The organism is Pseudarthrobacter sp. TAF60_1, assembly GCF_052113505.1.
In the GTDB taxonomy this organism is placed as follows: Bacteria; Actinomycetota; Actinomycetes; order Actinomycetales; family Micrococcaceae; genus Arthrobacter.
Map to the genome: position 1 here is coordinate 21,434 of NZ_JBFRDI010000016.1, position 25,791 is coordinate 47,224.

Below are 25,791 nucleotides of genomic sequence, written 5' to 3' on the forward strand. Positions count from 1 at the left end.
CCGAGCTGGCAGACCTTCGCCCTGCAGGCCGAGGGCCTCATCGACGGGGGAGCGGACGCCTTCCTCATCGAAACCAGCCAGGAGCTCTTGCAGACCAAAGCCGCCATCAACGGCTGCAAACAGGCTATCGCACCGGCGTCATTCGGCTCCCCATCTTCGTCGAGGTGACTGTCGAGTATCAGTCGGCAGCTTCGTCGGCTAGGACGGCGCGGCTGTCAAAAACCGTAGTCGCTGTTTCAACCAGGTCACTGAGCCTGACGTCCAAGGCTGCGCTGATCATAGAACCGCCAAAATCAACGTCGACTCGAACGACTTCATCTTCTGTGTTTTTCAAGCCCAAGGCCACCGAAGAAACGAGGTAACTATCTTCAACGGACGTCGTTACGTCAGTTATATCCGCTCTGATATCAGTAGATTGGACTGCGTTCACAGACACGGACCTTTGGATGCCATGAAGGTCGACCTGCAGAAGCGTTTGATCTGCAATGAGTTCTCTTGCTTGGTCCCAGGACTTGGATGATTGGGCGGGAGCCCGCTTCAACTTGTGGGCGTCCCAAGCGACCGCGATCCGTCGAGCGGACTCCGGAAGTCGCTTGCTGAGAACGGTTCCCACGAAGGACCAACTTTCAGCGGGCACGCTTTTTGCTGGAACCCCGTCGAGTTGTTGCTGGTCGTCCATACCGGCACCGTCGCGACTATCCGTCGCGGGAGAGTCGTCAGTGATCCAAAGTCCGGAGTAGGCACGGCGGGCAGACCATGAATCCTTATTGGCCTCCACGAGGTCGGTCAGATCGAAGCCCTGTAGCGGGGCTGACATACGTTCTAAGTCCCGTAAGTCGAACAGCGTTCCGAACCGTCCCCAGAATTGAGCGGTCGGACGGTTATCGGAAAGAAGCAAGGCAGGTAGAAGCCACTCGAGTTCCTCGGGATCCAATTCGCCGGCAAGCATGTCTATTTCTTGCTGCTTTTCGGCGAACTCTTCTTCACCCATCTCCGAAAGCGCTATCAGGCCGGACAAGGCTTTGATCCGGAATGCTATCCGCCCGTCAAAGTGCGAGGAGATGATGTCCATCTGGCGTCTGACGTCGTCTGACGCTGGTTCGTCATTCTGGTCGTCAAAGTCATCAAGGGTGTCAGGAGTGATTAGTCCGCGGGCACCCTTAACAAAGTTGGTTCGCACTAGTTTCGCGAGCGGCGACGGCGCTTCGCTCGATAGGACTTCGGAGTTGAACGATGTCCCTATCGCAATGAGCCCTTCGGGTTTAGAAGCCGATTCCGTTTCCGCCTCAGCTATTAGTTCTACCGGCACTTGTGCCGTGTCCAGTGTCAGAACTGCTGGGTGGGTCGAGGGCAGGAACGTCATATCGTGCGCTGCAACGACGTCAGCGAGGCCATCCCGAAGGAATATGGGACGTTTCGTTTGACTGTGAGCCCAGATCGCTTCGAAGTCTGGGATCGCGCTATGGGCGTAGTATCCGGTGTCCAGCAGCTTTATCGAAGGATCTGCAGAACGTAGCTCGTCGGCAACTACAGTCTTGACTCGCCGAACGTAATCCCTGGGGTCTCGGGTGTCCGTTGCTGCTTCCAGCCGCTCCGTGAAGGTGGTCATTCGATTTCCTTGCGTTTGAGAAGGGTCCAAATGGACTGAACTTCATCCCCGGTTAAGGACAGCTCGTCCTGTCTTTCGCTCCACACGATTATCCAGAGACGGTCCCTGACGACTTGGGCGTCATCTACATTGAAGGGGTCAGCACCGACAATCTCCGGGTGAGCCTCGAAGGCCTCTTGGACTGTTGCTGTGGTAACAAGATCAGTCCAACTCGTGACTGCAAAAGGGTGGGTGGTGGCGTATATGAACTGATCGCCACCGTCAGTGCTTCCATTGACCTTCTTGTACCGGTACGCCGCATACGCTATTGCCACCATTTCAAGGAACATCGATCGCAGACCGCTATCAGACGTGTATCTCTTCCCCTCAACCCAGACGGGTACCGGTGGGTTCCGAAGTTGCGATCCTGCTATGTCGAACCGTTTGATACCCTTCGGGCCGTCCTTGTATCGGACTTCGCACATGCCGTTTTTGTGGTAGACGATCCATGGAAGATCAAAGTAGGTCGTGCTTTCTAGCCAGCGTTTAAAGAGAAATGCCCCTTCTCGACCAAGCTCCTGCGTTTCTTCCGCGGACATACTTCCCCTGAGTGCGTGCCATTAATCTCGTTTGGCACAGGCTATCAGCGCCACACAATGCCGTATCACCGCCTCACCTGCAGCGGGTCCTACAAGTACGGCCGCTCCAGCTCGAAGCCTCTTCCCTTGTGGAAGTGGGAGCAGTAGAACTCGATGACAATTCCCTCGGATTTGATCAGCATATCGACGGTGTGAAGTCGGTCGCCTTGGAGGAAGAACGGTGGAAGCCGCTGCGCTCTGTTTTGTCGTTCCCTGCTGCTACCGTTCGAGAAGTATTCAGCGACTAATGGGGGAACCATGTCAGACGTATCATCCGGCACTGCACCGGAACCGGAAAAACCGAAGAAAACACCCGGACGCTTTACTAAGCATATTGCTTTGGCGTGCACTTGCCTTTTGATCATGGCCTTCGTTCCCACGGAGGCTTTCCCGGTCAGTTTGCTACTAGCGGGCGGCGTGCTCTGGATACTGCTCGACTTCCTGAAGCAGTACAAGAAGGCTTTTGGTGCTCCCGCCGAAGGGTTCAGCATCAGCGCCGGAAATACTTATCGGACCAGCTTCGGTGCCCCGCCCCTGCCAGCCACCGGCTTGAAGCAGTACGCCGATGAGGTGTACCTGGCGAATGCGCAGATGCTCGCAGACCTGCAGCGACTCTGGGCTATGGATACCTTGGCTAAGGAACGCCATGAAGTGGACTTGGTGCGCAATATCGGTTCGGCTCAGAAGGAGTTGGCTGCGATGAAAGCCGAATTGGCTTTCGTTCAGGGCGAGGTTCTGGACGTCCGGCAAGTCGCCGACAGGCACAACGTGGGGTTTTACGACTACGAGCATCCTGCCGAGACGTCCGTGAAGCTCGCGGACGAGTTGGCGACCGTCCGTGCACGCATCAAAGACAAGCTGCGTGAAAAGACTGCTGTGACAACCGTCTCTGGCTTCACTTTCAACGGTTCAACAAAGGAAGGCAGCAAGTTCGTCCGCGACCTCTCTGCGCTGTTGCTTCGTGCCTACAACGCTGAGGCCGAGAACTGTGTAAAGACCGTGAAAGCCGGGAATCTGCACACTGCTGCAGCACGCCTTGAGAAGGCACGTGAGCAGATCGCCAAGCGGGGCACCATGATAGGACTGCAAATCACCAATGCCTTCCACTCATTGCGCGAGAAGGAACTTGAACTTGCGGCACGGCACCTGGAAGCCGTCGCCATTCAGAAGCAAATGGAAGCCGAAGCGCGAGCCGAAGCCAGGGAGGCTGCTAAGGCGCAGCGCGAGTGGGAAGCGCTTAAGGCCAAACAGCAGAAAGAGGTCGATCATTACGCCAATGTTCTCGTCCAACTTCAGGCCGCGGGAGACGTTGAAGGTGTCCAGCGTGTCCAGGAGCAACTCGAGGACGCAGAAGCAAAGCTCGCCGACGCAGAGGACAATGCGCTCAACACGCGCGCTGGGTATGTCTATGTCATCTCGAATCTCGGCGCATTCGGTGACGGGGTAGTCAAGATCGGCATGACGCGCCGCCTCAACCCCATGGAACGGGTGCGCGAACTTGGTGATGCGTCGGTCCCGTTCCTCTTTGACGTCCATGCCCTGTTCTTCTCCAAGGATTCAGTCGGGATTGAGACTATGCTCCACCAGCACTTTGCTGCGGAGCGGGTTAACCTCGTCAACCTGCGCCGGGAGTATTTTTATGCTTCCCCTTCGGACGTAAAGAACGCTCTGGTGGAGCACCATGTGGAACTCGTCGAATACCAGGAGAATGCGCCCGCAGAGGAGTTCGCCGCGTCCAAGGACCTGCGCGAGGCAAAGTTGGTTCCGGCCGCCGTCTAGCATCACCTGCGGCACTGGATTGGAACGGACGACGGCGGGAAGTCCCGCCGTCGTCCGTTCCAATATCGAGAAACCCACACCCGTGGTCCGTGGGACGAGAAGCTACGCAGCCATCTCCTTAGGAACCAGGCTCGGTCCGCGCTTGGAGCCCGCACGACGACCAAAGCGATTCGCCATTCCCGCCGCCGTAGTACACAGACACACAGCGCAACGTTCCAGCCCCCACCCGTAATCTGTTTAGATGCCTCGTTTCGCGCTTGATATTGAGTCCGTCCCCCGCCCCGCACGCGCCCAGGAGCTGCTGGATGCGGTGAACCACCGGGTCGTCATTGCCGACGGCGCCATGGGCACCATGCTGCAGGGCCGGGAGCTGTCGCTCGAGGAGGACTTCCTGGGGCTGGAAGGCTGCAACGAGATCCTCAACCACACGCGCCCGGACGTCCTCGCGGACATCCATGACGCGTACTTCGCCACGGGCATCGACGCGGTCGAAACCAACACGTTCGGCGCCAACTGGTCCAACCTCTCCGACTACGGCATCGACGACCGGATCGAAGAGCTCGCCCGGAAAGGCGCCGAGATCGCCCGCGAACGCGCCGAAGCGGCAGAAAAAACAGATGGACGGATGCGCTGGGTCCTCGGCTCGATGGGGCCGGGCACCAAGCTCCCCAGCCTCGGGCACACCACCTACGATTACCTCAAACAGACCTTCGCTCTACAGGCCGAGGGCCTCATCGACGGGGGAGCGGACGCCTTCCTCATCGAAACCAGCCAGGACCTCCTGCAGACCAAAGCCGCGGTCAACGGCTGCAAACGGGCCATCGTGACCCGCGGCGTCCGGCTCCCCATCTTCGTCGAGGTGACCGTCGAAACCACCGGAACCATGCTGATGGGATCCGAGATCGGCGCCGCGCTCACCGCCCTCGAGCCGCTCGGCGTCGACGCCATCGGCCTGAACTGCGCCACCGGGCCGGACGAGATGAGCGAGCACCTCCGCCACCTCTCCAAGCAGTCCTCCGTGGCCATCGCCTGCATGCCCAACGCCGGCCTGCCGGTCCTCGGCCCCAACGGCGCGCACTATCCGCTCTCACCCACCGAACTCGCCACCGCGCACGAGCAGTTCGTGCGCGAATTCGGCCTCGGCCTCGTGGGCGGCTGCTGCGGCACGACGCCGGAGCACATGGCCGCCGTCGTCGAACGCCTTGCGCCCTTCCGCACCAAAGCCCCGGTCACCAGCAGCGGGAACGGAACTACCGCCCGCACCCCCACCGAGCGTGAAGCAGGCATCGCGTCCCTCTACCACCACGTGAATTTCGACCAGGAGTCCGCGTACCTCGCCATCGGCGAGCGCACCAACGCCAACGGTTCCAAGGCGTTCCGCCAGGCGATGCTCGACGAGCGCTGGGACGACTGCGTGGACATCGCCCGCGAGCAGGTCCGAGTCGGCGCGCACCTGCTGGACGTCTGCATCGACTATGTAGGGCGCGACGGCGTGGCGGACATCAAGGAGGTCGTCTCACGTTTCGCGTCGGCCTCCACCCTCCCGCTCGTCATCGACTCCACGGAACCGCCGGTGCTACAGGCCGGGCTCGAACTCATCGGCGGGCGCCCGGTGGTCAACTCCGTCAACTACGAGGACGGTGACGGCCCGAACAGCCGCTTCGCGCGCATCATGCCGCTCGTGAAGGAACACGGCACCGCCGTGATCGCCCTGACCATCGACGAGCAGGGCCAGGCACGCACCACCGAGGGCAAGGTGGCCATCGCCTCCCGCCTCGTCGAGGCCCTGGTGGGCGAATGGGGGATGCGCGTCGAGGACATCATCGTGGACGCGCTGACCTTCCCCGTGGCCACCGGCCAGGAAGAAACCCGCCGGGACGGCATCGAAACCATCGAGGCCATCCGCCAGATCAGCACCAAGTACCCCGGCATCAACACCACCCTCGGCGTCTCCAACGTGTCCTTCGGCCTCAACCCGGCAGCGCGCATGGTCCTGAACTCGGTATTCCTGCACGAGGCCGTGCAGGCGGGCCTGACCAGCGGCATCATCGACGCCGCCAAGATCGTGCCGCTCGCCTCCCTCCCGGAAGAACAGCGCAAGGTGGCCCTGGACCTCGTCTATGACCGCCGCGAATACGACGCCGACGGCAACGTCACGTATGACCCGCTGGCCATCATGCTGGACCTGTTCGCCGGCGTCGACACCGCAGCGCTCAAGGACCAGCGCGCCGCCGAACTCGCCGCCCTGCCCACCGGCGAACGCCTGCAGCGCCGCATCATCGACGGCGAAGGCAAGGGCCTCGAAGCGGACCTCGACCTCGCCCGCAGCGAAGGCCTGAGCCCGCTCGGCATCATCAACGACCAACTGCTCGAAGGCATGAAGGTCGTCGGTGAGCGCTTCGGCGCGGGGGAGATGCAGCTGCCGTTCGTGCTGCAGTCCGCCGAGGTCATGAAGAACGCGGTGGCCCTGCTCGAGCCGCACATGGAGAAGTCGGACTCCTCGGGCAAGGGCACCATGGTGATCGCCACCGTGCGCGGCGATGTGCACGACATCGGCAAGAACCTGGTGGACATCATCCTCACCAACAACGGCTACAAAGTGGTCAACATCGGCATCAAGCAGGGCATCGCCGAGATCATGGCCGCCGCCGAGGAACACAACGCCGACGTGATTGGCATGTCCGGGCTGCTGGTGAAGTCCACCGTAGTGATGAAGGAAAACCTCGCCGAACTCCAGTCCCGCGGCCTCGCAACGAAGTGGCCCATCATCCTCGGCGGCGCCGCCCTGACCCGCGCCTACGTGGAGCAGGATCTGGCGGAGCAGTTTGAAGGCACCGTGCGGTACGCCAAGGACGCCTTCGAGGGCCTGGCCCTGATGGAGCCCCTGGTGCGCGTTGCCCGCGGCGAGTCTCCTGACGCCGTCGGCCTTCCGCCGCTGAAGAAGCGGATCCACAAGGGAGGTGCGAAGTTCACGGTGACCGAGCCGGAGGCAATGCCGGGCCGGTCCGACGTCGTGGCCGACAACCTGGTGCCCTCGCCGCCGTTCTGGGGAACGCGCATTGTGCGCGGCGTTTCACTCCACGACTATTCGGCCTTCCTCGACGAGCGCGCCACCTTCATGGGGCAGTGGGGGCTCAAGCCCGGCCGCGGCGAGGACGGCGCCTCCTACGAGGAACTGGTGGAACGCGAGGGCCGGCCGCGCCTGCGGTACTGGCTGGACCGCATCCTCGCCGAGGGCATGCTCGACGCGTCCGTCGCCTACGGCTACTTCCCGGTGGTCGCCGAAGGCGAACAGGTGGTGGTGCTGCACCACGATACAGATCCCGACGGCGTCCTCGGCACTGCGGGTCTCCTCGCCCCCGACGGTGGTTCCGGCGGTCCGATCGGCACCGACCGGCTGCGGTTCGACTTCCCGCGCCAGCGCCGGGACCGGCACCTGTGCCTCGCCGACTTCGTGCGCTCGCGCGAATCAGGCCAGATCGACGTGCTGCCGGTGCAGCTGGTCACCGCCGGCTCCAAGATCGACGAGTTCACGTCCAAGCTGTTCGCCGGGAACCACTACCGCGACTACTACGAGCTCAACGGCCTGGTCATGCAGCTCACCGAGGCGCTCGCGGAATTCTGGCATGCCCGCATCCGTACTGAGCTGGGTTTCGCCGCCGAGGAGCCGAAGGACACGGCCGGCTACTTCAAGCTGGATTACCGCGGTGCGAGGTTCTCGCTCGGGTACCCTGCGTGCCCGGACATGGAGGACCGCCGCAAGGTGACGGAGCTGCTGAAACCCGAGCGGATGGGCGTGGTCCTCAGTGACGAGCTGATGCTGCACCCCGAGCAGTCCACCGACGCGTTTGTGTTCCACCACCCGGAGGCGAAGTACTTCAAGGTGTGAGCTTGGGTTCGGTCCCTGGCCTGGGTGGGGCGTGGTTCTGAAGGCCGATAACAACGACGAAAGAAGGGCCGAATCCCCCAATGCGGGTCCGGCCCTTCTGCTTGGATAGTTCGGGCCCCGCCCGTCAGTGGCCTTGAAAAGCCTCAGCAAGCCACCACGAGCCCCCGTCCGAGGCGATTTTGGCATCGATCACCAGAGGGCGGGTTTGGGTTCCTGCCTGAAATTCCGCTACCCAGTCCTTTACCGGTTCAAGATCCTCTACCTTTCGGACCGCCACGCCTTGGGCGCCGAACCCGCGGGCAATCGCGGCAATGTCAGTCTCGGGGAACGTGACGCTGCCCAGGTCAGGGGAGTTATCCATCTCCGCGAAGTGGTGGACCTCCGCACCATAGGCGTCGTCGTTGTAAATAATGCACACCAAGGGCAGCCTGAGACGGACTGCCGTTTCCAGTTCGCTGATTCCCATGAGAAACCCGCCGTCGCCGGCGCCGAGTACCGGTAGCCGGGTGGGCTGGGCAATCGCGGCTCCGATGGCAGTGTAGAGGCCGAGACCGACGGCCTGGAATGCCTGGGTAAAGCAGAAACCAAACTCGTCGGGAACCGACAGGTACTGGCTCGGATATCCCATAAAGTTCCCGGAATCTACGGAAACGATCCTTTCGGCAGGAAGGATCGAATCCAGTTCACGGCTGAGCACGCGGGGATCAATCAAGCTGGTCGTGGAAAGATCCGGTGTCTCCACGTCCCGCCAGCGGGACTCCTGTTTGATGGCAAGGGCATTTTCTTCGGTGCGGAACTTTTCTTGAGGAATCGGCTGGACAGATCTTAGCTCGGAGAGAGCATCCTCGGCCGTCAGCGCCGAGTCTCCCAAGACCCCCAGCGAAATCTTCCGGTTGGCACCCAAGGACGCATCCTCGACGTCGACCTGCACAACGTTGGCGTCCGGAGAGATCAGGCGCCCGTGCCGCATGGTCCACATGTTCAGCGTGCAGCCCCATCCGACGATGAGGTCCGCACGGCTGATCAGTTCGGCAGTGAGTGGTGAAGAGAAGCCACCCGAAATGCCGAGGTTGAATGAGGCTCCATTAAACAGTCCGTTGGCGACGGCCGAGGTGGCTACCAATGCCCCGGCATGCTCAGCCAACTCAAGTATGGCGTCCCTGGCACCCCGGCCGCCGCGACCGGCCACAAAGACCGGACGCTCGGCCTTCTGAATGAGCTGAACCAGCTGCTTGACCATTGCTGGATCGGGACGGAGCCGTGCGGGTTCCTGAAGTTCCACGGCGCCCACATTGTCTGGAGCAGACGCTGACTGCACGTCCAAAGGCAGACTCAGCACCACTGTCCTGCGCTCATTTACCGCTGTGCGGTACGCGCGGACCGTATCGGCCACCGCAGATTCAGGAGAATGGATTCGTTCGGCCACCGCGCCGACACTGCGGGCGAGCCCGTCCTGGTCGATTTTGAAGTTGGACCGGACCGCAGCGCCCTGTGTATCGGCCGTTAGTACGATCATCGGGGTCCGGCTCTTCGCGGCTTCACCGACGCCGGTAATAGCGTTGGTCAGGCCGCAGCCCTGATGCGTAGTGACCACGCCTACCTTGCCCGACATCCGCCCGTAAGCGTCGGCCATCGTGGCCGCACCGCCCTCGTGCCTCGCTGCTGTGTACGGAACACCTTCTTGAACCAGCGTGTTCGTGACATCGAAGTTGCCGCTACCCACCACGCCAAAGACGTGGCCCACGCCAAGTTTGGCCAGTGTCTGGCCGACGAGGGCCGAAACGCGCACGTCCCCGCTCATGACCGTTCCACCAAGGCGTACACACGTGCCGGGCTCCCGGTTCCACCGACAATGGGAAGCGGGGCAACAGTGATCATTGCTCCGACAACGGGGAGCTTTTCCACGTTCCGCAGAGACGTTAACCCGTATTTATCGGCCCCCAAGAGGTAGTCATGAGCCGGGAACATTGGGTCAAAAGTGCCTGCCTGACCAGCATCGATTCCAACGGTTTCGACGCCAAATCCGCTAACGCTGTCGTGCTCTGCGAGCCATTTAGCTCCACGCGCGGACACACCCGGGGTGTGGGGTCCGGCTTCATCAGCATTGATGAAGTCAGTGGTGCTGCCGCCACGGCGGGACCACCCTGTCCTGTAGATTACCCAGCAGTTCGCCGGAAACGCTCCGTGTTCGCGTTCCCATGCCTCAAAATCCTCAGGCTCAAGCAGAAAATCAGGGTTCTGCTCCGCTTCCGTGGTCTTGTCAATGACGACCAGCGGACCGACAAGGCGTGACGGTTCAATCTCATCTACTGATTTGCCGTCTTTTCCGGAGATCCAATGCACGGGGGCGTCCAAATGAGTGCCCGCGTGTTCACCGATTGAGACGTCGTTCCACGCCCACGCGGGGCCCGCCTGATCATAATGGCTCACGGGCGAGAGGCTGAGCCCGACTGTATTGGCAAACGGATCGGGAAGGCTCAGAATCGGTGTCTCGCTGGATAACGGCGTGGTCAGGTCAACGAGTTGTATCGAACCGTCGGCGAGAGCTCCCGCGAGCCCTGATAGTACAGACATATATTTTCTCCTTATTACCGCGGGCCGCGGACGATTGATGCCCTGTTCCTGAAGCATGCCATCAGGCTGTCGCCTCACGGCCCGTGTTCAGGTACTAGCGCTGCGGGATTACCGCGATGCCTTGGATTTCGATCATGGCCTCTTTTTGCCACAGCCGCGTGACGCCGATGCCGGCCATGGCGGGGTACTGCGTGCCCGCCATTTCGCGCCAGATCCGCCCAATTTCACGGCCGTTGGCCATGTAGTCGTCAACGTCCGTGAGATAGATGGTCACGGTGACGAGGTCCTCTGGCTGTCCGCCAGCCTCACGCAGGGTGGTGAGCACATTGGAAAATGCCTGCGTGAACTGTTCCACGATGCCGCCGGGAACGATTTTCATGTTCTTGTCCAAGGCAGTTTGACCGCCCAGGAACACGGTGTTGTCTGCAAGCACGCCGTGCGCGTAGCCCGATGGTTTAGGCAGTGATGCCGGGTTGATCGTCTTGTGGCTCATGCTGTTCCTCCTCGTTGTTGCAACTGCAAAAACTTCTGAAATGCCTCTGTGCAGATCATTTCCGCCGTGCTACATTGAGGATATGTGACGATCGCAAAAAAGTCGACATATAGTTTTCCTGAAGGGACATCAGCAATGAAACTTGCCACCTTGCGCACCGCCACCGGAGGTACGACGGCAGCGCTCGCCACGGACGCTGGTTCGTATCTTGAGTTGCCGGCCAGCGACGTCGGGGCGCTCCTGGCTCAACCGGAATGGCGGAGCATCGTGGAGGTGGCCGCTGCATCTGCAGAGCAAACCGCCACTGCGGCCGCTGACGCTGACTTTGCCCCGCTATTGCCCCGTGCCGGGAAAGTAATCTGCTGCGGCCTGAACTACGGGGACCATATCGAGGAAATGGGGCGGGATATGCCCGAACACCCCACGCTTTTTGCCAAGTATGCAGACACCCTTCTGGGCGCGTCAGACGATGTGGAAGTCCATGGCAGCGGCCGGGTGGACTGGGAAGCCGAGCTGGCTGTCGTTGTTGGTTCTGACCTGTTCCGTGCAGACCAGGACCAGGCGCAGGCAGCCATCGCCGGATACACGATTGCCAACGATGTCTCCATGCGGGATTGGCAAAACCGAACCCTGCAGTGGTTCCAGGGAAAAGCCTTCGACCACACCACTCCGGTGGGCCCCGTCATGCTGACCGCGGACGAGGTCGACGGCGACTTCGACGTCCGTGGCTACGTCAATGGCGAGCTCGTACAACAGGGGAACACCAGCACGTTGGTGTTCGGCCCGGCGCAGCTCCTGTCCTATATCTCGCAGTTCACTGTCCTACGACCGGGTGACCTGGTACTCACCGGAACGCCCGGGGGAGTGGGGATGGGAATGACCCCGCCCCGTTTCCTGAGGGACGGCGACGTCCTCGTCACAGAAATCGATGGCATAGGCAGGCTGGAAAACCAGTTCCGGATCCACGCCCCCGTATCCGTCAACACGTAGTCCCACACCAACTGATTAGGAGCGACCAATGAGCCAGACCACCACCGAATACCGCCTCGAAGGCGACAATTCCATCTACGCCCAGGCTGACGGCAAGGTCATCCCGGTCGTCACCCGCGCCGGAGAGGAAGACACCAACACAGCGCAGTCCGGCGACTGCATCCGCGTCTCCGGCGTAAGCATCCAGCACACTCCGGCAACCAAAATCTGGTTCGGGCAGGTCTCTAACACCCCCGGCTACCGCTCGCTGCCGCACCATCACGGCGAGGCAGAGACCGGCGGCTACGTGCTCCGCGGCCACGGGCGCATTTACTTCGGCGAGAACTACCAGGAGTTCCTAGACATGAAAGCCGGCGACTGGGTGTTCGTGCCGCCGTTCATGCCGCACGTAGAAGCCAACATGTCCGTGACCGAGGAGCTGGTCTGGCTCACCGCGCGTACTCCGGAGAACCTCGTGGTCAACCTCGAGGACGTCGCCGACGAAACCCTCGCCGGTTACCGGAGGGCCTGAAACGCCATGGTCACTGGAACCCTGACCTCCGAGACCTTCCTCAAGGCCGTCGAACTGACGCCCGTTGAAGCTGAATTCTTCGACGAAGCCTACGAAGCAACCACCCAATACGTGCCTTGGCCCAAGGCTTACGGCGGGGACATGGTCGCCCAAGCCGCAGCCGCGATGATGCGCTCGGTGGACACTGACAGGCAGCTCCACTCCATGCACAGCTACTTCATGCGACCGGTGGATATCGGTTCGTCCGTTCGCTACGAACTGGAGCGTCTGCGTGACGGGCGCGGGTACTCCACCCGCACCGTCCGCGGCTTCCAGAACGGCAAGCCGGTCTACGCCGCAATGGGTTCCTTCCAGGTCCCCGAAGACGGACCGGACTTCCAAGCGGAGGCTCCCGCCGCCGTCGAACCCGATTCGCTGCGTTCCGCTGCGGAGGTGCTGCTGGACACGACCGCAAGTCCAGCTGCCGAGTACTGGTCCACGGGACGCAGTTTCGACATGCGTCATATTCCCGGGCCGGTCTACGTCGAGCTTGAGGGCGGTTCTGTGCCGCAGCAAGCCATCTGGGTTAAGGCCTTCGATACGCTGCCCGACGATGCGGACCTCCACCGCACCGCCCTGGCCTACGTTTGCGATTACACGATCCTGGAGCCGCTGCTCAGGGTCAACGGTCTTAACTGGTCCAGCCCAGGGCTTGCTACGGCGAGCCTTGACCACTCCATGTGGTTCCACCGCGACGGCCGGGCCGATGATTGGGTCCTCTACGCCCAGGAGGCCATTTCCGGCCAAAACAACAGGGGCCTGGCCATGGGCCGCTTCTTCGACCGGCAGGGAACACTCCTCGCCACGGTCGCCCAAGAGGGCATGATCCGCGCCGGCGCCTAAAACACCACCCATCAGCTTCAACGACGCACCAATGAAAGGAACGGCCATGAGCATGATGCCCTCGGCACACGTCGACACGTTCACCCGTGACCACTTGCCGCCCGCCGAGACGTGGCCGGCGCTCGAGTTTACCCTCCCGGAACTCCACTACCCCGAACGGCTAAACGCTGCAACCGTGCTGATCGACGACGCCGTCGAGACGTTCGGTGCAGACCGGCCGGCCCTCAGGACTCCAGACGGCGCTGTCTGGACCTACGGACAGCTGCAAAAGCGCTCCAACCAAGTGGCCCAGGTCCTCACGGAAGACCTCGGCGTCGTGCCCGGGAACCGCGTGCTGCTGCGCGGCCCCAACAATCCTTGGATCGTGGCTGCCTGGCTTGGCGTGCTGAAAGCAGGTGCGGTGGTTGTTACCACCATGCCAATGCTGCGCTCCAGCGAGGTATCTACTCTGATCCAGCTCACACAGCCGGTAATCGCGATCTCCGATCACCGCTTCGTAGACGAGCTCGCGGTAGCTGCAGGGGATGACCTCACCGTCCTGACCTATGGAAGGCGCGACGGCGACGACCTCGCCGCGCTCTGCCAGGCCAAAAGCGGGGAATTCATGGCTGTGGACACCGCCGCGGACGACGTCGCCCTGTTGGGGCCGACGTCGGGCACCACCGGTGTGCCGAAGGTGACCATGCACTTTCACCGGGACATCCTGGCGAACGCAGACACCTTCGCCCGCTATATCTTGGAGCCCACTGCGGACGACGTCTTCGCCGGTTCGCCTCCCCTTGCCTTCACATTCGGGCTTGGGGGATTGGTCGTCTTTCCGCTGCGGTTCGGTGCGTCGTCGCTCCTGACCGAAAAGGCCGGCCCGGTGGAACTCGCCGAGAACGCGGCGGCCGCCGGCGCCACCATCCTCTTCACAGCCCCCACGGCCTACCGTGCCATTCTCAAGGAAAAGCGCGGCGACCTGCTTCGCAGCCTACGCATCGGAGTCTCCGCCGGGGAGCACCTGTCAAAGGAAACGTGGGATGCAGTGCATGCGGCCACAGGTTTGCGCCTGGTCAACGGCATCGGTGCCACCGAAATGCTGCACGTCTTCATTTCAGCCGCCGGAGACGAGATCCGCCCCGGCACAACAGGTCGCGCTGTCCCAGGTTTCAGGGCCACCATCCTCGACGAGGAAGGCAACGAGCTCGGCCCGGGAAACATCGGCCGCTTGGCCGTCATCGGTCCCACCGGTTGCCGCTACCTCGATGACCCCCGGCAGGCGAACTACGTGGTCCGCGGCTGGAACGTCACCGGGGATACGTTCTCCTTGGACGAGGACGGATACTTCACTTACCAGGCCCGCTCGGACAACATGATCGTCTCCTCCGGCTACAACATCGGTGCACCCGAGGTTGAGGCCGCGATCGACCAGCACCCGGATGTGGTGGAGAACGCGGTAATCGGCCGACCAGATCCTGATCGTGGCAGCATCGTGTGCGCGTTCATCGTCCTGCGCGAGGGCGTCATTGGAGACGCCGTAAAACGCAAGGAAATCCAGGACTTCGTGAAGCAGACCATCGCCCCGTACAAGTACCCGCGGGACATCCGCTTCGTCACCGGACTGCCACGCAATCCCAGCGGCAAACTCCAGCACTTTAAGCTCCGCGACGGCCTCCTCAACGAGGACCCGACGAACAAAACACAACAACTTACCACCGCCGGCCAGAGCCAGGCCTAAGAAGGAGCATCACCATGAAAATCGCAATCGTTGGAGGCGGCCCCGGCGGTCTCTACTTCGCAGCATTGATGAAGCAGCTGGACCCGTCGCACGACATCACCCTCTGGGAACGCAACGCTGCCAGCGACACCTTTGGCTTCGGCGTCGTCTTTTCCGATGAGACGCTCGGCGGCATCGGCAACGCAGACCCCGTGGTGGCCGAGTACATGAGCCGGCGCTTCGCCCGCTGGTCCGATATCGACATTCACTTCCGCGGCGAGATGATCACCGTCGGCGGTCAGGGCTTTGCTGCCATGAGCCGCAAGGAACTGCTGGAGCTGCTGCAGCGCCGCTGCATCGAACTGAACGTCGACGTGCGGTTCAGCACTCTGGCCCCGGCCATCGAGGAACTCGAAGCCAACTACGATCTTGTCCTCGCTGCAGACGGCATCAACTCCCAGATCCGCGCCAAATACGCCGACTTCTTCCAGCCGGACCTGGACCCCCGCACCAACAAGTTCATGTGGCTCGGAACGGACCAGGTGTTCGAGGCCTTCAAATTCTTCGTGAAGGAAACCGAGTGGGGCGTCATGCAAATCCACGGCTACCCGTACTCGGATGAGGGCTCCACGTTTATCGTGGAAATGCACGAGGACGTCTGGCACGCTGCGGGCTTCGACGAGACCGCCAGCGAGATCTTTCCCCCTGGTGTTTCGGATGAGAAGGCGATCGCCAAGATCCGGGAGATCTTCGCCGAGGAACTGGACGGCTACGAGGTCCTTTCCAACAATTCCAAGTGGATCAACTTCACCACCGTCCGCAACCAGAGCTGGCGCAAAGGCAACGTGGTGCTGCTCGGCGACGCCGCCCACACCGCACACTTCTCCATCGGCTCAGGCACCAAACTCGCCATGGAAGATTCTCTGGCCCTGGCTGCCTGCCTCCACGAGCACTCCGATGTTGAGTCTGCACTGGTGGCCTACGAGGCGGAGCGCCGGCCCGTGGTCGCCTCCACCCAGCGTGCCGCGCAGGCGTCGCTGGAGTGGTTCGAGCGGATCGGGCAGTACAAGGACCAGGACCCCACACAGTTCGCGTTCAACCTGCTCACCCGCAGCCGCCGCATCACGCAGGAGAACCTGCGCCTGCGCGACCCGGAGTTCGCCCACGCGGTGGACCAAAACTTCGCCGAGTCCCAGGGCCTCACCGAGGTCGCACCAGCCATGTTCCAGCCATTCCGTGTTGGCGGGTTGGAGCTAAAGAACCGCATCGTGGTCTCACCGATGGACATGTACTCCGCGGTTGACGGCGTCCCGGGCGACTTCCACAAAGTCCACCTCGGTTCCAAGGCGCTCGGTGGCGCCGGCCTGGTGATGACCGAAATGGTCTGCGTCTCCGCAGCCGGCCGCATCACACCCGGCTGCAGCGGCCTGTACACCGACAGCCAGCGGGACAGCTGGAAGGAAATCGTGGATTTCGTCCACGCCCACTCGACAGCCAAGATCGGTGCCCAGTTGGGCCACTCCGGCCGCAAGGGTTCCACCAAGCTCATGTGGGACGGCATCGATCAGCCCCTGGAATCCGGCAACTGGGTGACTGTCGGACCGTCCGCGCTGCCCTACGGCCCGGAAAACCAGACGCCCGCCGTGCTGGACCGCGCAGGCATGGAAGCCATCAAGGAAGAGTTCGTCGCCTCCACCCTCCGCGCCGAGCAGGCAGGCTTCGACCTCCTGGAAATCCACGCCGCCCACGGCTACCTGCTGTCATCCTTCCTCTCCCCGGTATCCAACAAGCGGACGGACGAATACGGTGGCAGCCTGGAGAACCGGCTGCGGTTCCCGCTGGAAGTGTTCGACGCCGTCCGCGCGGCTTGGCCGCCAGCCAAGCCTGTGACGGTTCGCATCTCCGCCACAGACTGGATCGAAGGTGGCAACACATCCGACGATTCCGTCGAGATCGCCCGGGCCTTCGTCGCCCACGGCGCTGCCGGTCTGGACATTTCCACCGGCCAGATAGGCAAGGAAGAGAAGCCCGCCTTCGGCCGCAGCTACCAAACCCCCTTCGCTGACCGCATCCGTCAGGAAGTAGCTGAGCCGGCGGGAGCCGCCGTGATCGCCGTCGGTGCGATATCCAGTTACGACGACGTGAATTCAATCCTCCTGGCAGGCCGCGCAGACCTCATCGCCCTGGGCCGGACCCACCTCTACGACCCCCAGTGGACCCTGCACGCTGCCGCTGAACAGGAATATCAGGGCCCCGGCGCTGCCTGGATTCCGCAGTTCCGCGCCGGCCGCCGCAAGCCGCCGAGCGCCCGCACCGACGCTGTCCGTCCACGGCTGTCCCTTTTGAAGGAACAGGATTCCGACGCGGCCAATACCCACATGCGCTGGACGCCCGCTTCCGCCGCCGCCTCGCTGTTGGTGAAGTAGCCATGGCCACCCCTACCGTCAACGATTGGAAAGTTCCGACGCGCACGACAGGCCTGGTGTTGTTCTGCTGCTGGCTCGCAATCCTCGCTGAAGGCTACGACGTCGGCGTCCTAGGAGCAGTACTGCCTGCGCTTGCCGAATACAAGGAATGGAGCCTCAGCCCGCTGCAATTAGGCGGACTGGGATCCTATGCCCTGATCGGCATGCTTATCGGTGCACTGTTCATCGGCACGCTGAGTGACCTCGTCGGCCGCAAAAAAATGCTCATCGCCTCCATGCTGATCTTCTCGCTCACCCAGGCGGGTGCAGCTTGGGCGCCGACACCTGAGCTGTTTGGATTGTTCCGGCTGGTGGGAGGTCTGGGCATGGGCGGCGTGATCCCTGTGGCAGCAGCACTGACCATCGAGTACTCAGCCCCAAACAAACGCTCTTTCAACTATGGCCTCATGTACTCCGGATATTCACTCGGCATCGTGGCAGCCGCTCTGGCCGCACTGTTCGTGCTGCCCACCGGGGGATGGCGTGCCGTGATCTTCATTGGTGCCGTGCCGGTGCTTCTGGTGCCGGTGCTTTGGAAGTTCCTCCCGGAATCCCTCGAATTCCTCGAGTCCAAGGGCCGGAAGGCGGAGGCCAAGGCTCTCGCTGCCAAGCTGCACATCACCGACTATGTCCCGGTTGTCCCAGTGGCTAGCCGGCAGCAGGGTTCATCCCCGGATCCGTGGTGGAAGACAATCACGACGATGTTCTCACCTGCGTATCTGCGTTCCACGGTGTTTTTCTGGATCTCGCTGTTTTGCGGCCTGCTGCTCGTTTATGGTCTGAACACTTGGCTGCCAAGCATCATGAAGAAGGCCGGCTATGACCTCGGCTCATCTCTCACCTTCCTGTTGGTCTTCAGCCTCGCATCGGCCATCGGTGGCCTTATCTTGGGGCGTGCAGCGGATAAGTACGGCAAGAAGCTCATCCTCGTGGTGTTCTACATCCTCGGCGGCCTGGGCATCATGCTGCTTATTTTTCCGAACACTATGGTGGTCAACCTGCTGTTCGTGGCCTTCGCCGGCATCGGTTCCATCTCCACATCGCTGGTGCTCACGGGTTACATCGCCGACTACTACCCGGCCAAGATCCGCGGCACAGCCACCGGCTGGGCCTTGAGCTTCGCACGGCTCGGTGCCATCTCCGGCCCCCTGATAGGCGGCTGGATCGCTGGATCCAATCTGCCCTTCGAGGCGAACTTCGTGATTTTCGCGGGCATCGCGATGCTGGCGGCAGGTGCCGTTGTGATGATTCCCAAGCCCAAGTCCCCGTCCCCCGTACCAGCCCCCAGCGGGGACCCGGACGAAGAAAACGCCCTCGAGGCGCACTAAGGAGAACCATGGATCACGCTGGCATGCTGGAGAACGCCTCAATGGAGACACTCTCCCTGGGAAGTGCCGAGTTTCCGGAAGCGACCGTCGAGCGCACCGTCGAGTGGGTGGATACCGACGCCTCCGGGCACCAGCACAATTCGGCCATCCTCCGATGGGTCGAGGCCGCCGAGGCCGAGCTCTTCCGGAACCTTGCACAGCCGGCTTACTTCCCCAGCGCACCCCGGGTCCAGCAAGTAATCAATTACAAGGCCAAGCTGTGGTTCGGCCAGCGCGTCACTGCCACGGTAAAAATCCGTGCGCTTGGCCGGACCTCGCTGACGATGGCTTTCGAGGTCCGGGGGTTCACACCTGGCATTGCCGACGCCGGCACTGACGACGGCGGCACGGTGGCCGCAACCGGGACAGTAACCACTGTGCACGTCCCCCAGGGTGCTGCCGCCGCAGAACCGTGGCCCGTGGACTTTGTCAGGGCCGTCCGCGGCGGCAGCGGCAGAGGGCCCGACATTGGTTTAGTTTGATCGCCAAATCAACTGCAGGCCCTCGTAAACTCGGGGGTCTGCAGGGATCCAGGTTAGAGGTGTTCATGGCTCCAGAAAATGCCGTTACCGACGCCCTCCCCATGCCCAGACACCAGCACATCATCGTGACGGTATTTGGCCTGTACGCCCGAGGCGACCGGGGAGCTTTCGCCGTTTCGGATCTGATCACTCTCTTGAGCGACCTCGGAGTTGAGTCAGGAGGGGTGCGTTCCTCGGTCTCCCGGCTCAAAAAACGCGGTGTTTTGGAAAGTCTGAGGCAAGGCCGCTCTGCGTCATACAGGCTGGCGGCCGGGCTGGAGGACGTTTTCCGCGCAGGTGACGAGCGTATCTTCGCCCGACGTAGAGCGACAGTGGATGACGAATGGATCCTGACATCATTCTCGGTTCCGGAGTCGCAGCGACATCTTCGCCACCGGCTGCGGACGATTCTGACAAGGGTCGGCTGCGGCCAGGTGGCGCCAGGACTATGGATCGCGCCCGGAAATCTGGCATCCGAAATCAGCCCGCAATTGGAACGCGCTGGCCTGGCCGACTACGTGGATCTCTTTCAAGGTGCGCATCTGATGGCTGGCGAGATCCGCCACAAGGTCGGCCAGTGGTGGGACCTCCCTGCCCTCGACGCCCTGTACGCGGACTTCGTTGAACTCAACAGACAAGTGCTGGATCGCTGGGAGCAATTCCCAAACACCAACGATGGGTCCCACGAAACACTGAGGCAGGCGTTCGTCGACTATGTTCCCCTGGTGACACAGTGGCGCCGACTGCCATACATGGATCCAGGGCTGGCTGAGGAATATCTTCCAAAGGATTGGTCAGGCCTCGCAGCTGAGGCACTCTTTACCAAACTGCGCGAGTTGCTCGGACAACAGGCCGAACGCTATGCGCACTCCGTCATCGGCCGGCCGTAGACGTTACTAATGACTTACCAGCCGGTCGCGGCCGTGGATGAGTTCCTGGGCGTAGGCGGCCGCCAGGGGAGCGGCAAGCCGGTGAATGGCTTGGAAGGTCTGCCGGACTAAGGGCCCGCGCCAATTTTCCGGCAGGTACTCCAGTGGCAGGTTCGGGTCCCGATAAGGAAAGCGGCGCCATACGGTCAGCATCGGTACGTAGAATTGGAACGCGTACCGTCGGAGTTCGGCCGTGGATTCGGCCAGCGCGGCTTCCGGGTTGTCGCCCACCAGACCCGACCAGACTTCTCCTGCGCCGTCGTAAAGGGCCAGGAATTCGCCGAACTGCTCATCAATGGCTTGCAGGTCCCACCATTCTGCGATCTTAGGCCGCATGGGTCCATCAAACAGGTAATCGCTCTTGAACAAATCCACGTACTGCATGAGTCCCCGCGAGGCGAGCCGCTCCCGGGCCTGGTCCAGGATCTGGTGTGGGGCGATCCATACGCCCGAGGCTACGCATCCAAAACCCAAGGCGGACAATTCGGTGCGCAGTTGGTGGCGCCGGTTCCGCAGGGATTCCGGGACGGAGAAGACTGCCATCACCCAGGCGTCCAGCGGGGTGGCCCGCTCAGGTGCGAAGATCCTCCGGTCCCCTTCGCGGAAGACGTCCATGACGGAATCGGAGAGTTCGTACTTTGCCACACCGTCCCTGCGGACACTCTTGAGGACGCCTTTGGCTTTCAACCGGGAGACGGAGGATCGGACGCCGGGAGCGTCATAGCCGAGCGTTCCCAGCATGGAGATCAATACCGACACCGGCAGGGCGTCGCCGGAGCCGCGGCCATAGAGGCCGTAGATGGTGACAATGAGTTGCTGGTGGCGCACCGGTGGTGCGGGGACAGCCAACATGGGTTAAGCCTCGTTTCTGCGCCAGGGGGTGAGGCGGCATACATCTTCATCATAGGGGCGGGAACCGCCGGGCTCGGCGGTGAGCCCGGCGGTGGCTGTACCCGCACCTTTGCCGTGGGGACCCGATTTTCGCTAGCGGGTTCCCTGTGCCACCATCCACGCGGCTGCGGCCGCCCAGTGCGACGCGGACGGGTCGATCGCCGCCAGGTGGTCCATGCCTTGGACTTCCCGGTAATCGACTGGGGCGCCGGCGGCGCGGGCTGCCTTGACGAAATCACGGCTGTGCCCGACGGGCACACGTGCGTCGACATCGCCGTGGAGCACCAAAACTGGACAGCCGAAAGGCAGCTGCCGCAGTGGTGATGCTGCGGCGTACTCGGATGACAGATCAGCAGCGCGGGCACCCATGAAGGCTACAGCGGCGTCCTCGCCGAGCCTTTCGTCATCGACCCTGGACACGTCGGTCACCGGGGCCAGTGCGACGACGGCATCGGCTGCCGCAGCGTTCAACAGGGCCAACTGGCCGCCGACGGAGTGCCCCACGGCGACAAAGGGAACCGCGCCGTTCCACTTCCTCCAGTGCTTCCTGACCAGAGCCATGGCGTCCGCGACATCCTGCACTGTACCCGGCCACCCCCCGCCATTGCCCATTCTGCGGTACTCGACGTTGGCCACGGCCATTCCACGACGCAGCGTATCGGCTACCAGCGCATCCATCAACGTGAGGTCGAAACGGTCACGCCAGTAGCCGCCGTGGATCAGAACGGCCACGGCGGGAGGCCGTCCCGTGCCGGTGGGCAGGTGGAAATCCACAAACTGGGGTTCCGCACCTCCATACGCAATTCGCTGGCGTCCTGTTTGTGACGGCTCTAAGGACGTCGATGTCATGGTGGCCTCCTTGCCCGGTCGCAGCGCGCGGCTCGGTCGGGTGTCAGGCGCCAGGAACTGAACCCTGCGGCAGGAAGTCCACACCGCGTAATGCGGACCGGCGGACAACCTCGTCCGGGTCGGACAGGTTGTGCAGCTCGTCGAACAGCCGCGCGAGCTGGCCAGACGGGCTCACCCAGAAGAGGGCCTTCGCTGCAGCGTCCGCCTTGTTGAAGTAGGCGTGCGCCAGCCCCATAGGCATCCGGACGGTGTCGCCAGGACCGGCTGTCATCCACTCGCCGTCGAGGTACAGCGTGTAAACGCCCTCAAGGACATGGATGTGCTCGTCCTGCGTGGGGTGAACGTGAGGCGGAACGCCGGTTCCGGTGGGGTCGAGCGACAGCCACGCAAAGCTCGTTTCGCTCTCTACTTTCGACAGGTACGTATGGCCGAGTACGTTCCAGGTCTTGTTGCCCATAGCCTCGCTGGCAAGGGTAATGCCTTTTTCCAAGCGGCCGAGAACAATTTCCTGATCCTGTTGGGGTTCCATGGTGACTCCTTACTTAGCGCTATTACTGACAGCGTCAGCCTGACAGATTCAGCAGGAAATGTATAGACCCTATTGCGATCGTCAATTTTAGTGCATATTATGTGAGGCGTACCACATTCAGCTTGGATGGCAGATAGCCGGAAGCCCCTGGCCGGGCGTCGTATGCACCCCGTCCCTTGCGGGCATATCCCCGAAACCCCAACACTTTTCGCAACTACAGTGAGGTAGTTTGATGACCCAGAAAGCAATGAAGGGCCTCTCCGTTCATACCCTCGGCACTGGCGGAGGGCCGATCGTGTCCAGCAGCCGGGCAGGGACCAGTACCGCTATCCGCGTCGACGACGCCACCTATGTGATCGACGCCGGGATGGGCAGCATCCGAAACTACCGCAGACACGCGTCCTGGGGCGAGCTCCGCGGCATTTTCCTTACCCACCACCATTCGGACCACATCTACGACCTCGGCTCCTACCTGCTCACCGGATGGCAGGTTCCTGGCGAAGCGTTCTCCCGCCCGGTGCAGGTTTATGGTCCCGGGCAACCCCCTCGGACACCGGCAGTGGATGCCGAGCATGCGATGTTGGTGGACGCCCGCACCGCAGGGCGTTCGATGGCAGGCACCAAGGACATCGTAGATTCATTGCTGAATACAGTGTTCGCCTCCGACGTCGTCATCCGGATGGCTGATGAAGGCCGCTCGGATCCTTCGGAATGGGTCATAGGCCACGACATCAAAATTCCAGCCGAAGCCCAGTCCGACCCCGTATTGGCCCGGCACCCGGTCATGGAACCCTTTGAAATCTATAAGGACGAACTGGTTCGTGTAACTGCCATCCTGGTGGACCACCGGCTCTGCTACCCGGCCTTCGGCTTCCGCTTCGATACAGCCTACGGCTCGGTGGTGATCTCCGGCGACACCGCATACTCGGAAAACTGCATCCGGCTGGCCCAGGGCGCAGACATTCTGCTCCACGAAGTGATTGATTTGGACGCTATCCTGAATACTTTCCCTGACAGCGAGACACGCGAAGGAATCGCCGTCCACCTTCGGGAATCCCACACACCCTTTGACGAGGTCGGTAAGGTCGCGCAGGCAGCCGGCGTGGGCCGACTCATACTGCACCACATCGTCCCCAACGTTCCGGGGGCCGCCGACACTGCCAAAATGGAAAGTTTCGCTCGAAAGGACTTCTCCGGGCCGGTCACCGTCGCGGAAGACAATGACATCTTCACGGTGGCAGCCCCTCCGGGAAGCACAATCGACGCTACCGGATGGGCCACTGTCCCTGCCGTAATGAAGGCCGAGGTCCGGGCATGAGCGCTGACAAGACGTTGGCTCCTTACACACTGCGGGCAGCGGTCAGCAACCGCCGCATGAACCGCCGGGCATGGCTGGTCACAGGCCTACTTGTCCTCTTCCAGATCATCAACTTCGCTGACAAAGCCGTACTGGGCCTGGTCGCCGATTCGGCGATGCGCGACCTCCAGCTTTCGGCCGGCGAGTTCGGCTTCATCGGCAGCGCCTTCTTCTTCCTCTTCGCGATCGCAGCGGTTCTGGTCGGCTTCCTGGCCGGGAAAGTACCCACCCGTTGGATTCTTCTCACCATGGGCATTTCATGGGCGGTGCTCCAGTTTCCGATGCTCTTCGGCGGCGGCGCGGCGATCCTGCTGGTCACTCGCATCCTGCTGGGCGGCGCGGAAGGACCAGCAACACCTATCACTCTCCAACACGTCCACGGCTGGTTCCCGGCGAAGGAACGCGGACTCCCCAGCTCCATCGTGGCCATCGGATCCACCCTGGGCCCCATTATCGCTGCCCCCATTCTTGCCGGCATCATCGCCCACCCTGATCTGGGTTGGCGCTGGGCTTTCGGATTCCTGGGAATTGCTGGGCTTCTGTGGTCCGTGTTGTGGTTCCTTATGGGAAGGGACGGGCCCTACAGCCATACCGCGACCACGGCACACGGGGCCGATCCGGCTGCAACGTCTGAGCCGGCACCGGACGGGGCCGGCAGCCCAAAACAGCCTGCCGCGGAGGCTGCCAGCATTACTGAGCGTGCCGATATCCTCAAGCTTGTTCCCATCCGGGCCGTTCTTGGCTCAAAGATGTTCATCGTCGCTGTCCTGGCCGGCGCCGGCTGTTTTTGGACTCAGGGGTTCCTGACCACATGGTCTCCGAAATATCTGGCGGCAGTCGTTTCACTGCCGCCGGCAACGATCGGTCTGGTCTCGACGTTTCCGTGGATCATCGGCGCTCTGGCCCTGTTGGTTCTCGGCTATTCCTCGCGGTTTCTGATGCGCAGGGGTGTCACCGTCCGGTGGGCAATGGGTGCCTTGTTCGGGGGCTCTCTCCTGCTGTCAGGCGTCTGCTTCCTTATCCTTCCATATGTCTCCGGTGAGACGGCAGTGGCCGTCATGACCCTCGGCGCGGGCCTGGCCATGATTTATCCGCTAGCCCCAACTGCCGTGGCCTTCTGCATCAGTTCAAAGCAACGAGCCGCTGTCATGGCAACCCTTACCGGGTTGGCGTCAATTGGCGGCGTGATAGCCCCGGCAATGGTCGGCATGCTTATGGACAAATCCGGCTATGTCCCGGCACCCAAAGGTATACCCGAGAGTGTCGAAATGGCCGCTCGGCTGGCCGACGGGATGAACAGCTCCTTTGGCCTCATCGGGATCTACCTTGTCGTGGTCGGAATCGTCTGCGTGCTGTTCCTGAACCCGGACCGGACAGCGGCTTCCCTGCAGAAGAAGTTCGTCTTCTAGGGCTGTCAGTAAAGCTGCATCAAGCGGCGCCAGGAGGGCCGGCCTGGACGTTTGTCCCGGCCGGCCCCACCGGCAGATACTTCCTGAAGCCGTCCCCGGGTGCTTTGAGACGGCGGGTGCGGAAAGCAGTTTGTTCGGCTGAAGCGAAGGGAGCAGGGCAGCTGCCGTTTGTTCGCAGGGCCGAGGACTCCCATCCAGACAAGAAATCCGAGAACCAGACAAATCAACGGCAATCCATCGAACAACGACGTTCAACCGAAGCATGGAAGGCCGCAAAATGCATCTTTGGAAAACCCTGCTCCTCCCGAACTCCGGACACGTGCCGGCCCGGGTCCCGTCACCAGCATTGCCCTGCCAGCATTTTCCCACCGGCCACATAACATCCAGCGCTTGGGAAGGCTGGTGGCACGAGGAAACCCCTCACCATGGGA

At 62.0% G+C, this 25,791-nt stretch carries 20 protein-coding genes and 1 pseudogene; 13 read left to right on the forward strand and 8 right to left on the reverse strand.

Annotation, left to right across the window (positions count from 1 at the left end; genetic code table 11):
* Window positions 1-9 precede the first annotated feature (9 nt).
* Window positions 10-176: pseudogene (locus AB4Y73_RS16690) on the forward strand (homocysteine S-methyltransferase family protein); the annotation flags it as partial.
* 2 nt (window positions 177-178) lie between these two features.
* Here AB4Y73_RS16690 and AB4Y73_RS16695 read toward each other — a convergent pair.
* Window positions 179-1,609: a hypothetical protein gene (locus tag AB4Y73_RS16695; protein ID WP_441873261.1), complete on the reverse strand. Its 1,431-nt coding sequence runs from the start codon at window positions 1,607-1,609 to the stop codon at window positions 179-181.
* A complete protein-coding gene (locus AB4Y73_RS16700; protein WP_441873074.1) occupies window positions 1,606-2,187 on the reverse strand; it encodes a hypothetical protein in 582 nt (193 codons plus the stop codon). Before AB4Y73_RS16700 ends, AB4Y73_RS16695 begins: the two co-directional genes overlap by 4 nt.
* A 297-nt stretch (window positions 2,188-2,484) precedes the next feature.
* Between AB4Y73_RS16700 and AB4Y73_RS16705 the strand changes: the two genes are divergently transcribed.
* Window positions 2,485-4,005: a DUF4041 domain-containing protein gene (locus AB4Y73_RS16705; RefSeq protein ID WP_441873076.1), complete on the forward strand. Its 1,521-nt coding sequence runs from the start codon at window positions 2,485-2,487 to the stop codon at window positions 4,003-4,005.
* 241 nt (window positions 4,006-4,246) lie between these two features.
* A complete protein-coding gene (metH, locus tag AB4Y73_RS16710) occupies window positions 4,247-7,894 on the forward strand; it encodes a methionine synthase (RefSeq protein ID WP_441873078.1) in 3,648 nt (1,215 codons plus the stop codon).
* 124 nt (window positions 7,895-8,018) lie between these two features.
* Here the strand turns inward: metH and AB4Y73_RS16715 are convergent, their stop codons facing one another.
* From AB4Y73_RS16715 to AB4Y73_RS16725, 3 genes are all read right to left on the reverse strand, one after another.
* Window positions 8,019-9,695: a thiamine pyrophosphate-binding protein gene (locus tag AB4Y73_RS16715; RefSeq protein WP_441873080.1), complete on the reverse strand. Its 1,677-nt coding sequence runs from the start codon at window positions 9,693-9,695 to the stop codon at window positions 8,019-8,021.
* Entirely contained in the window at window positions 9,692-10,468 is a 777-nt protein-coding gene (locus AB4Y73_RS16720; RefSeq protein ID WP_441873252.1) for a cyclase family protein, read from the reverse strand. The genes AB4Y73_RS16715 and AB4Y73_RS16720 overlap by 4 nt, the downstream gene beginning before the upstream one ends.
* Window positions 10,469-10,562: 94 nt before the next feature.
* On the reverse strand, window positions 10,563-10,961 hold the full coding sequence (locus AB4Y73_RS16725; RefSeq protein WP_441873082.1) for a RidA family protein: 399 nt from the start codon (window positions 10,959-10,961) through the stop codon (window positions 10,563-10,565).
* Between the two features lie 135 nt (window positions 10,962-11,096).
* Between AB4Y73_RS16725 and AB4Y73_RS16730 the strand changes: the two genes are divergently transcribed.
* The 8 genes from AB4Y73_RS16730 to AB4Y73_RS16765 all read left to right on the forward strand — a co-directional run bounded on the left by AB4Y73_RS16730 (window position 11,097) and on the right by AB4Y73_RS16765 (window position 20,286).
* Window positions 11,097-11,951 (forward strand): fumarylacetoacetate hydrolase family protein, encoded by an 855-nt coding sequence (locus AB4Y73_RS16730; RefSeq protein ID WP_441873084.1) that lies wholly within the window; start codon window positions 11,097-11,099, stop codon window positions 11,949-11,951.
* Window positions 11,952-11,979: 28 nt separating this feature from the next.
* Window positions 11,980-12,462 (forward strand): cupin domain-containing protein, encoded by a 483-nt coding sequence (locus AB4Y73_RS16735; protein WP_441873086.1) that lies wholly within the window; start codon window positions 11,980-11,982, stop codon window positions 12,460-12,462.
* Window positions 12,463-12,468: 6 nt separating this feature from the next.
* The gene (locus AB4Y73_RS16740; protein WP_441873088.1) at window positions 12,469-13,344 is read left to right on the forward strand and encodes an acyl-CoA thioesterase; all 876 of its coding nucleotides are present in this window, start codon (window positions 12,469-12,471) and stop codon (window positions 13,342-13,344) included.
* 46 nt (window positions 13,345-13,390) lie between these two features.
* Window positions 13,391-15,064 (forward strand): AMP-binding protein, encoded by a 1,674-nt coding sequence (locus tag AB4Y73_RS16745; protein WP_441873090.1) that lies wholly within the window; start codon window positions 13,391-13,393, stop codon window positions 15,062-15,064.
* Window positions 15,065-15,078: 14 nt separating this feature from the next.
* On the forward strand, window positions 15,079-17,469 hold the full coding sequence (locus AB4Y73_RS16750) for a bifunctional salicylyl-CoA 5-hydroxylase/oxidoreductase (protein WP_441873092.1): 2,391 nt from the start codon (window positions 15,079-15,081) through the stop codon (window positions 17,467-17,469).
* Between the two features lie 2 nt (window positions 17,470-17,471).
* Window positions 17,472-18,836 (forward strand): MFS transporter, encoded by a 1,365-nt coding sequence (locus AB4Y73_RS16755; protein WP_441873094.1) that lies wholly within the window; start codon window positions 17,472-17,474, stop codon window positions 18,834-18,836.
* 8 nt (window positions 18,837-18,844) lie between these two features.
* Window positions 18,845-19,357 (forward strand): acyl-CoA thioesterase, encoded by a 513-nt coding sequence (locus tag AB4Y73_RS16760; protein WP_441873096.1) that lies wholly within the window; start codon window positions 18,845-18,847, stop codon window positions 19,355-19,357.
* Between the two features lie 65 nt (window positions 19,358-19,422).
* Window positions 19,423-20,286, forward strand: a complete 864-nt coding sequence (locus AB4Y73_RS16765) for a PaaX family transcriptional regulator (RefSeq protein WP_441873098.1) — start codon at window positions 19,423-19,425, stop codon at window positions 20,284-20,286.
* A 6-nt stretch (window positions 20,287-20,292) separates the two neighbouring features.
* On the opposite strand, the gene AB4Y73_RS16770 is transcribed toward AB4Y73_RS16765, so the two are convergent.
* The 3 genes from AB4Y73_RS16770 to AB4Y73_RS16780 all read right to left on the reverse strand — a co-directional run bounded on the left by AB4Y73_RS16770 (window position 20,293) and on the right by AB4Y73_RS16780 (window position 22,594).
* Window positions 20,293-21,177: a PaaX family transcriptional regulator gene (locus AB4Y73_RS16770; protein WP_441873100.1), complete on the reverse strand. Its 885-nt coding sequence runs from the start codon at window positions 21,175-21,177 to the stop codon at window positions 20,293-20,295.
* A gap of 132 nt (window positions 21,178-21,309) precedes the next feature.
* Window positions 21,310-22,065, reverse strand: a complete 756-nt coding sequence (locus AB4Y73_RS16775; RefSeq protein WP_441873102.1) for an alpha/beta hydrolase — start codon at window positions 22,063-22,065, stop codon at window positions 21,310-21,312.
* A gap of 43 nt (window positions 22,066-22,108) precedes the next feature.
* A complete protein-coding gene (locus tag AB4Y73_RS16780) occupies window positions 22,109-22,594 on the reverse strand; it encodes a cupin domain-containing protein (protein WP_441873104.1) in 486 nt (161 codons plus the stop codon).
* A 232-nt stretch (window positions 22,595-22,826) separates the two neighbouring features.
* On the opposite strand from AB4Y73_RS16780, the gene AB4Y73_RS16785 reads away from it, so the two are divergent.
* Together AB4Y73_RS16785 and AB4Y73_RS16790 are read left to right on the forward strand one after the other, a co-directional pair.
* Window positions 22,827-23,912 (forward strand): MBL fold metallo-hydrolase, encoded by a 1,086-nt coding sequence (locus tag AB4Y73_RS16785; RefSeq protein ID WP_441873106.1) that lies wholly within the window; start codon window positions 22,827-22,829, stop codon window positions 23,910-23,912.
* Window positions 23,909-25,360 carry an MFS transporter gene (locus AB4Y73_RS16790; RefSeq protein ID WP_441873108.1) on the forward strand — a complete coding sequence of 484 codons (1,452 nt, stop codon included), beginning with the start codon at window positions 23,909-23,911 and terminating at the stop codon, window positions 25,358-25,360. The genes AB4Y73_RS16785 and AB4Y73_RS16790 overlap by 4 nt, the downstream gene beginning before the upstream one ends.
* Window positions 25,361-25,791: the final 431 nt, after the last annotated feature.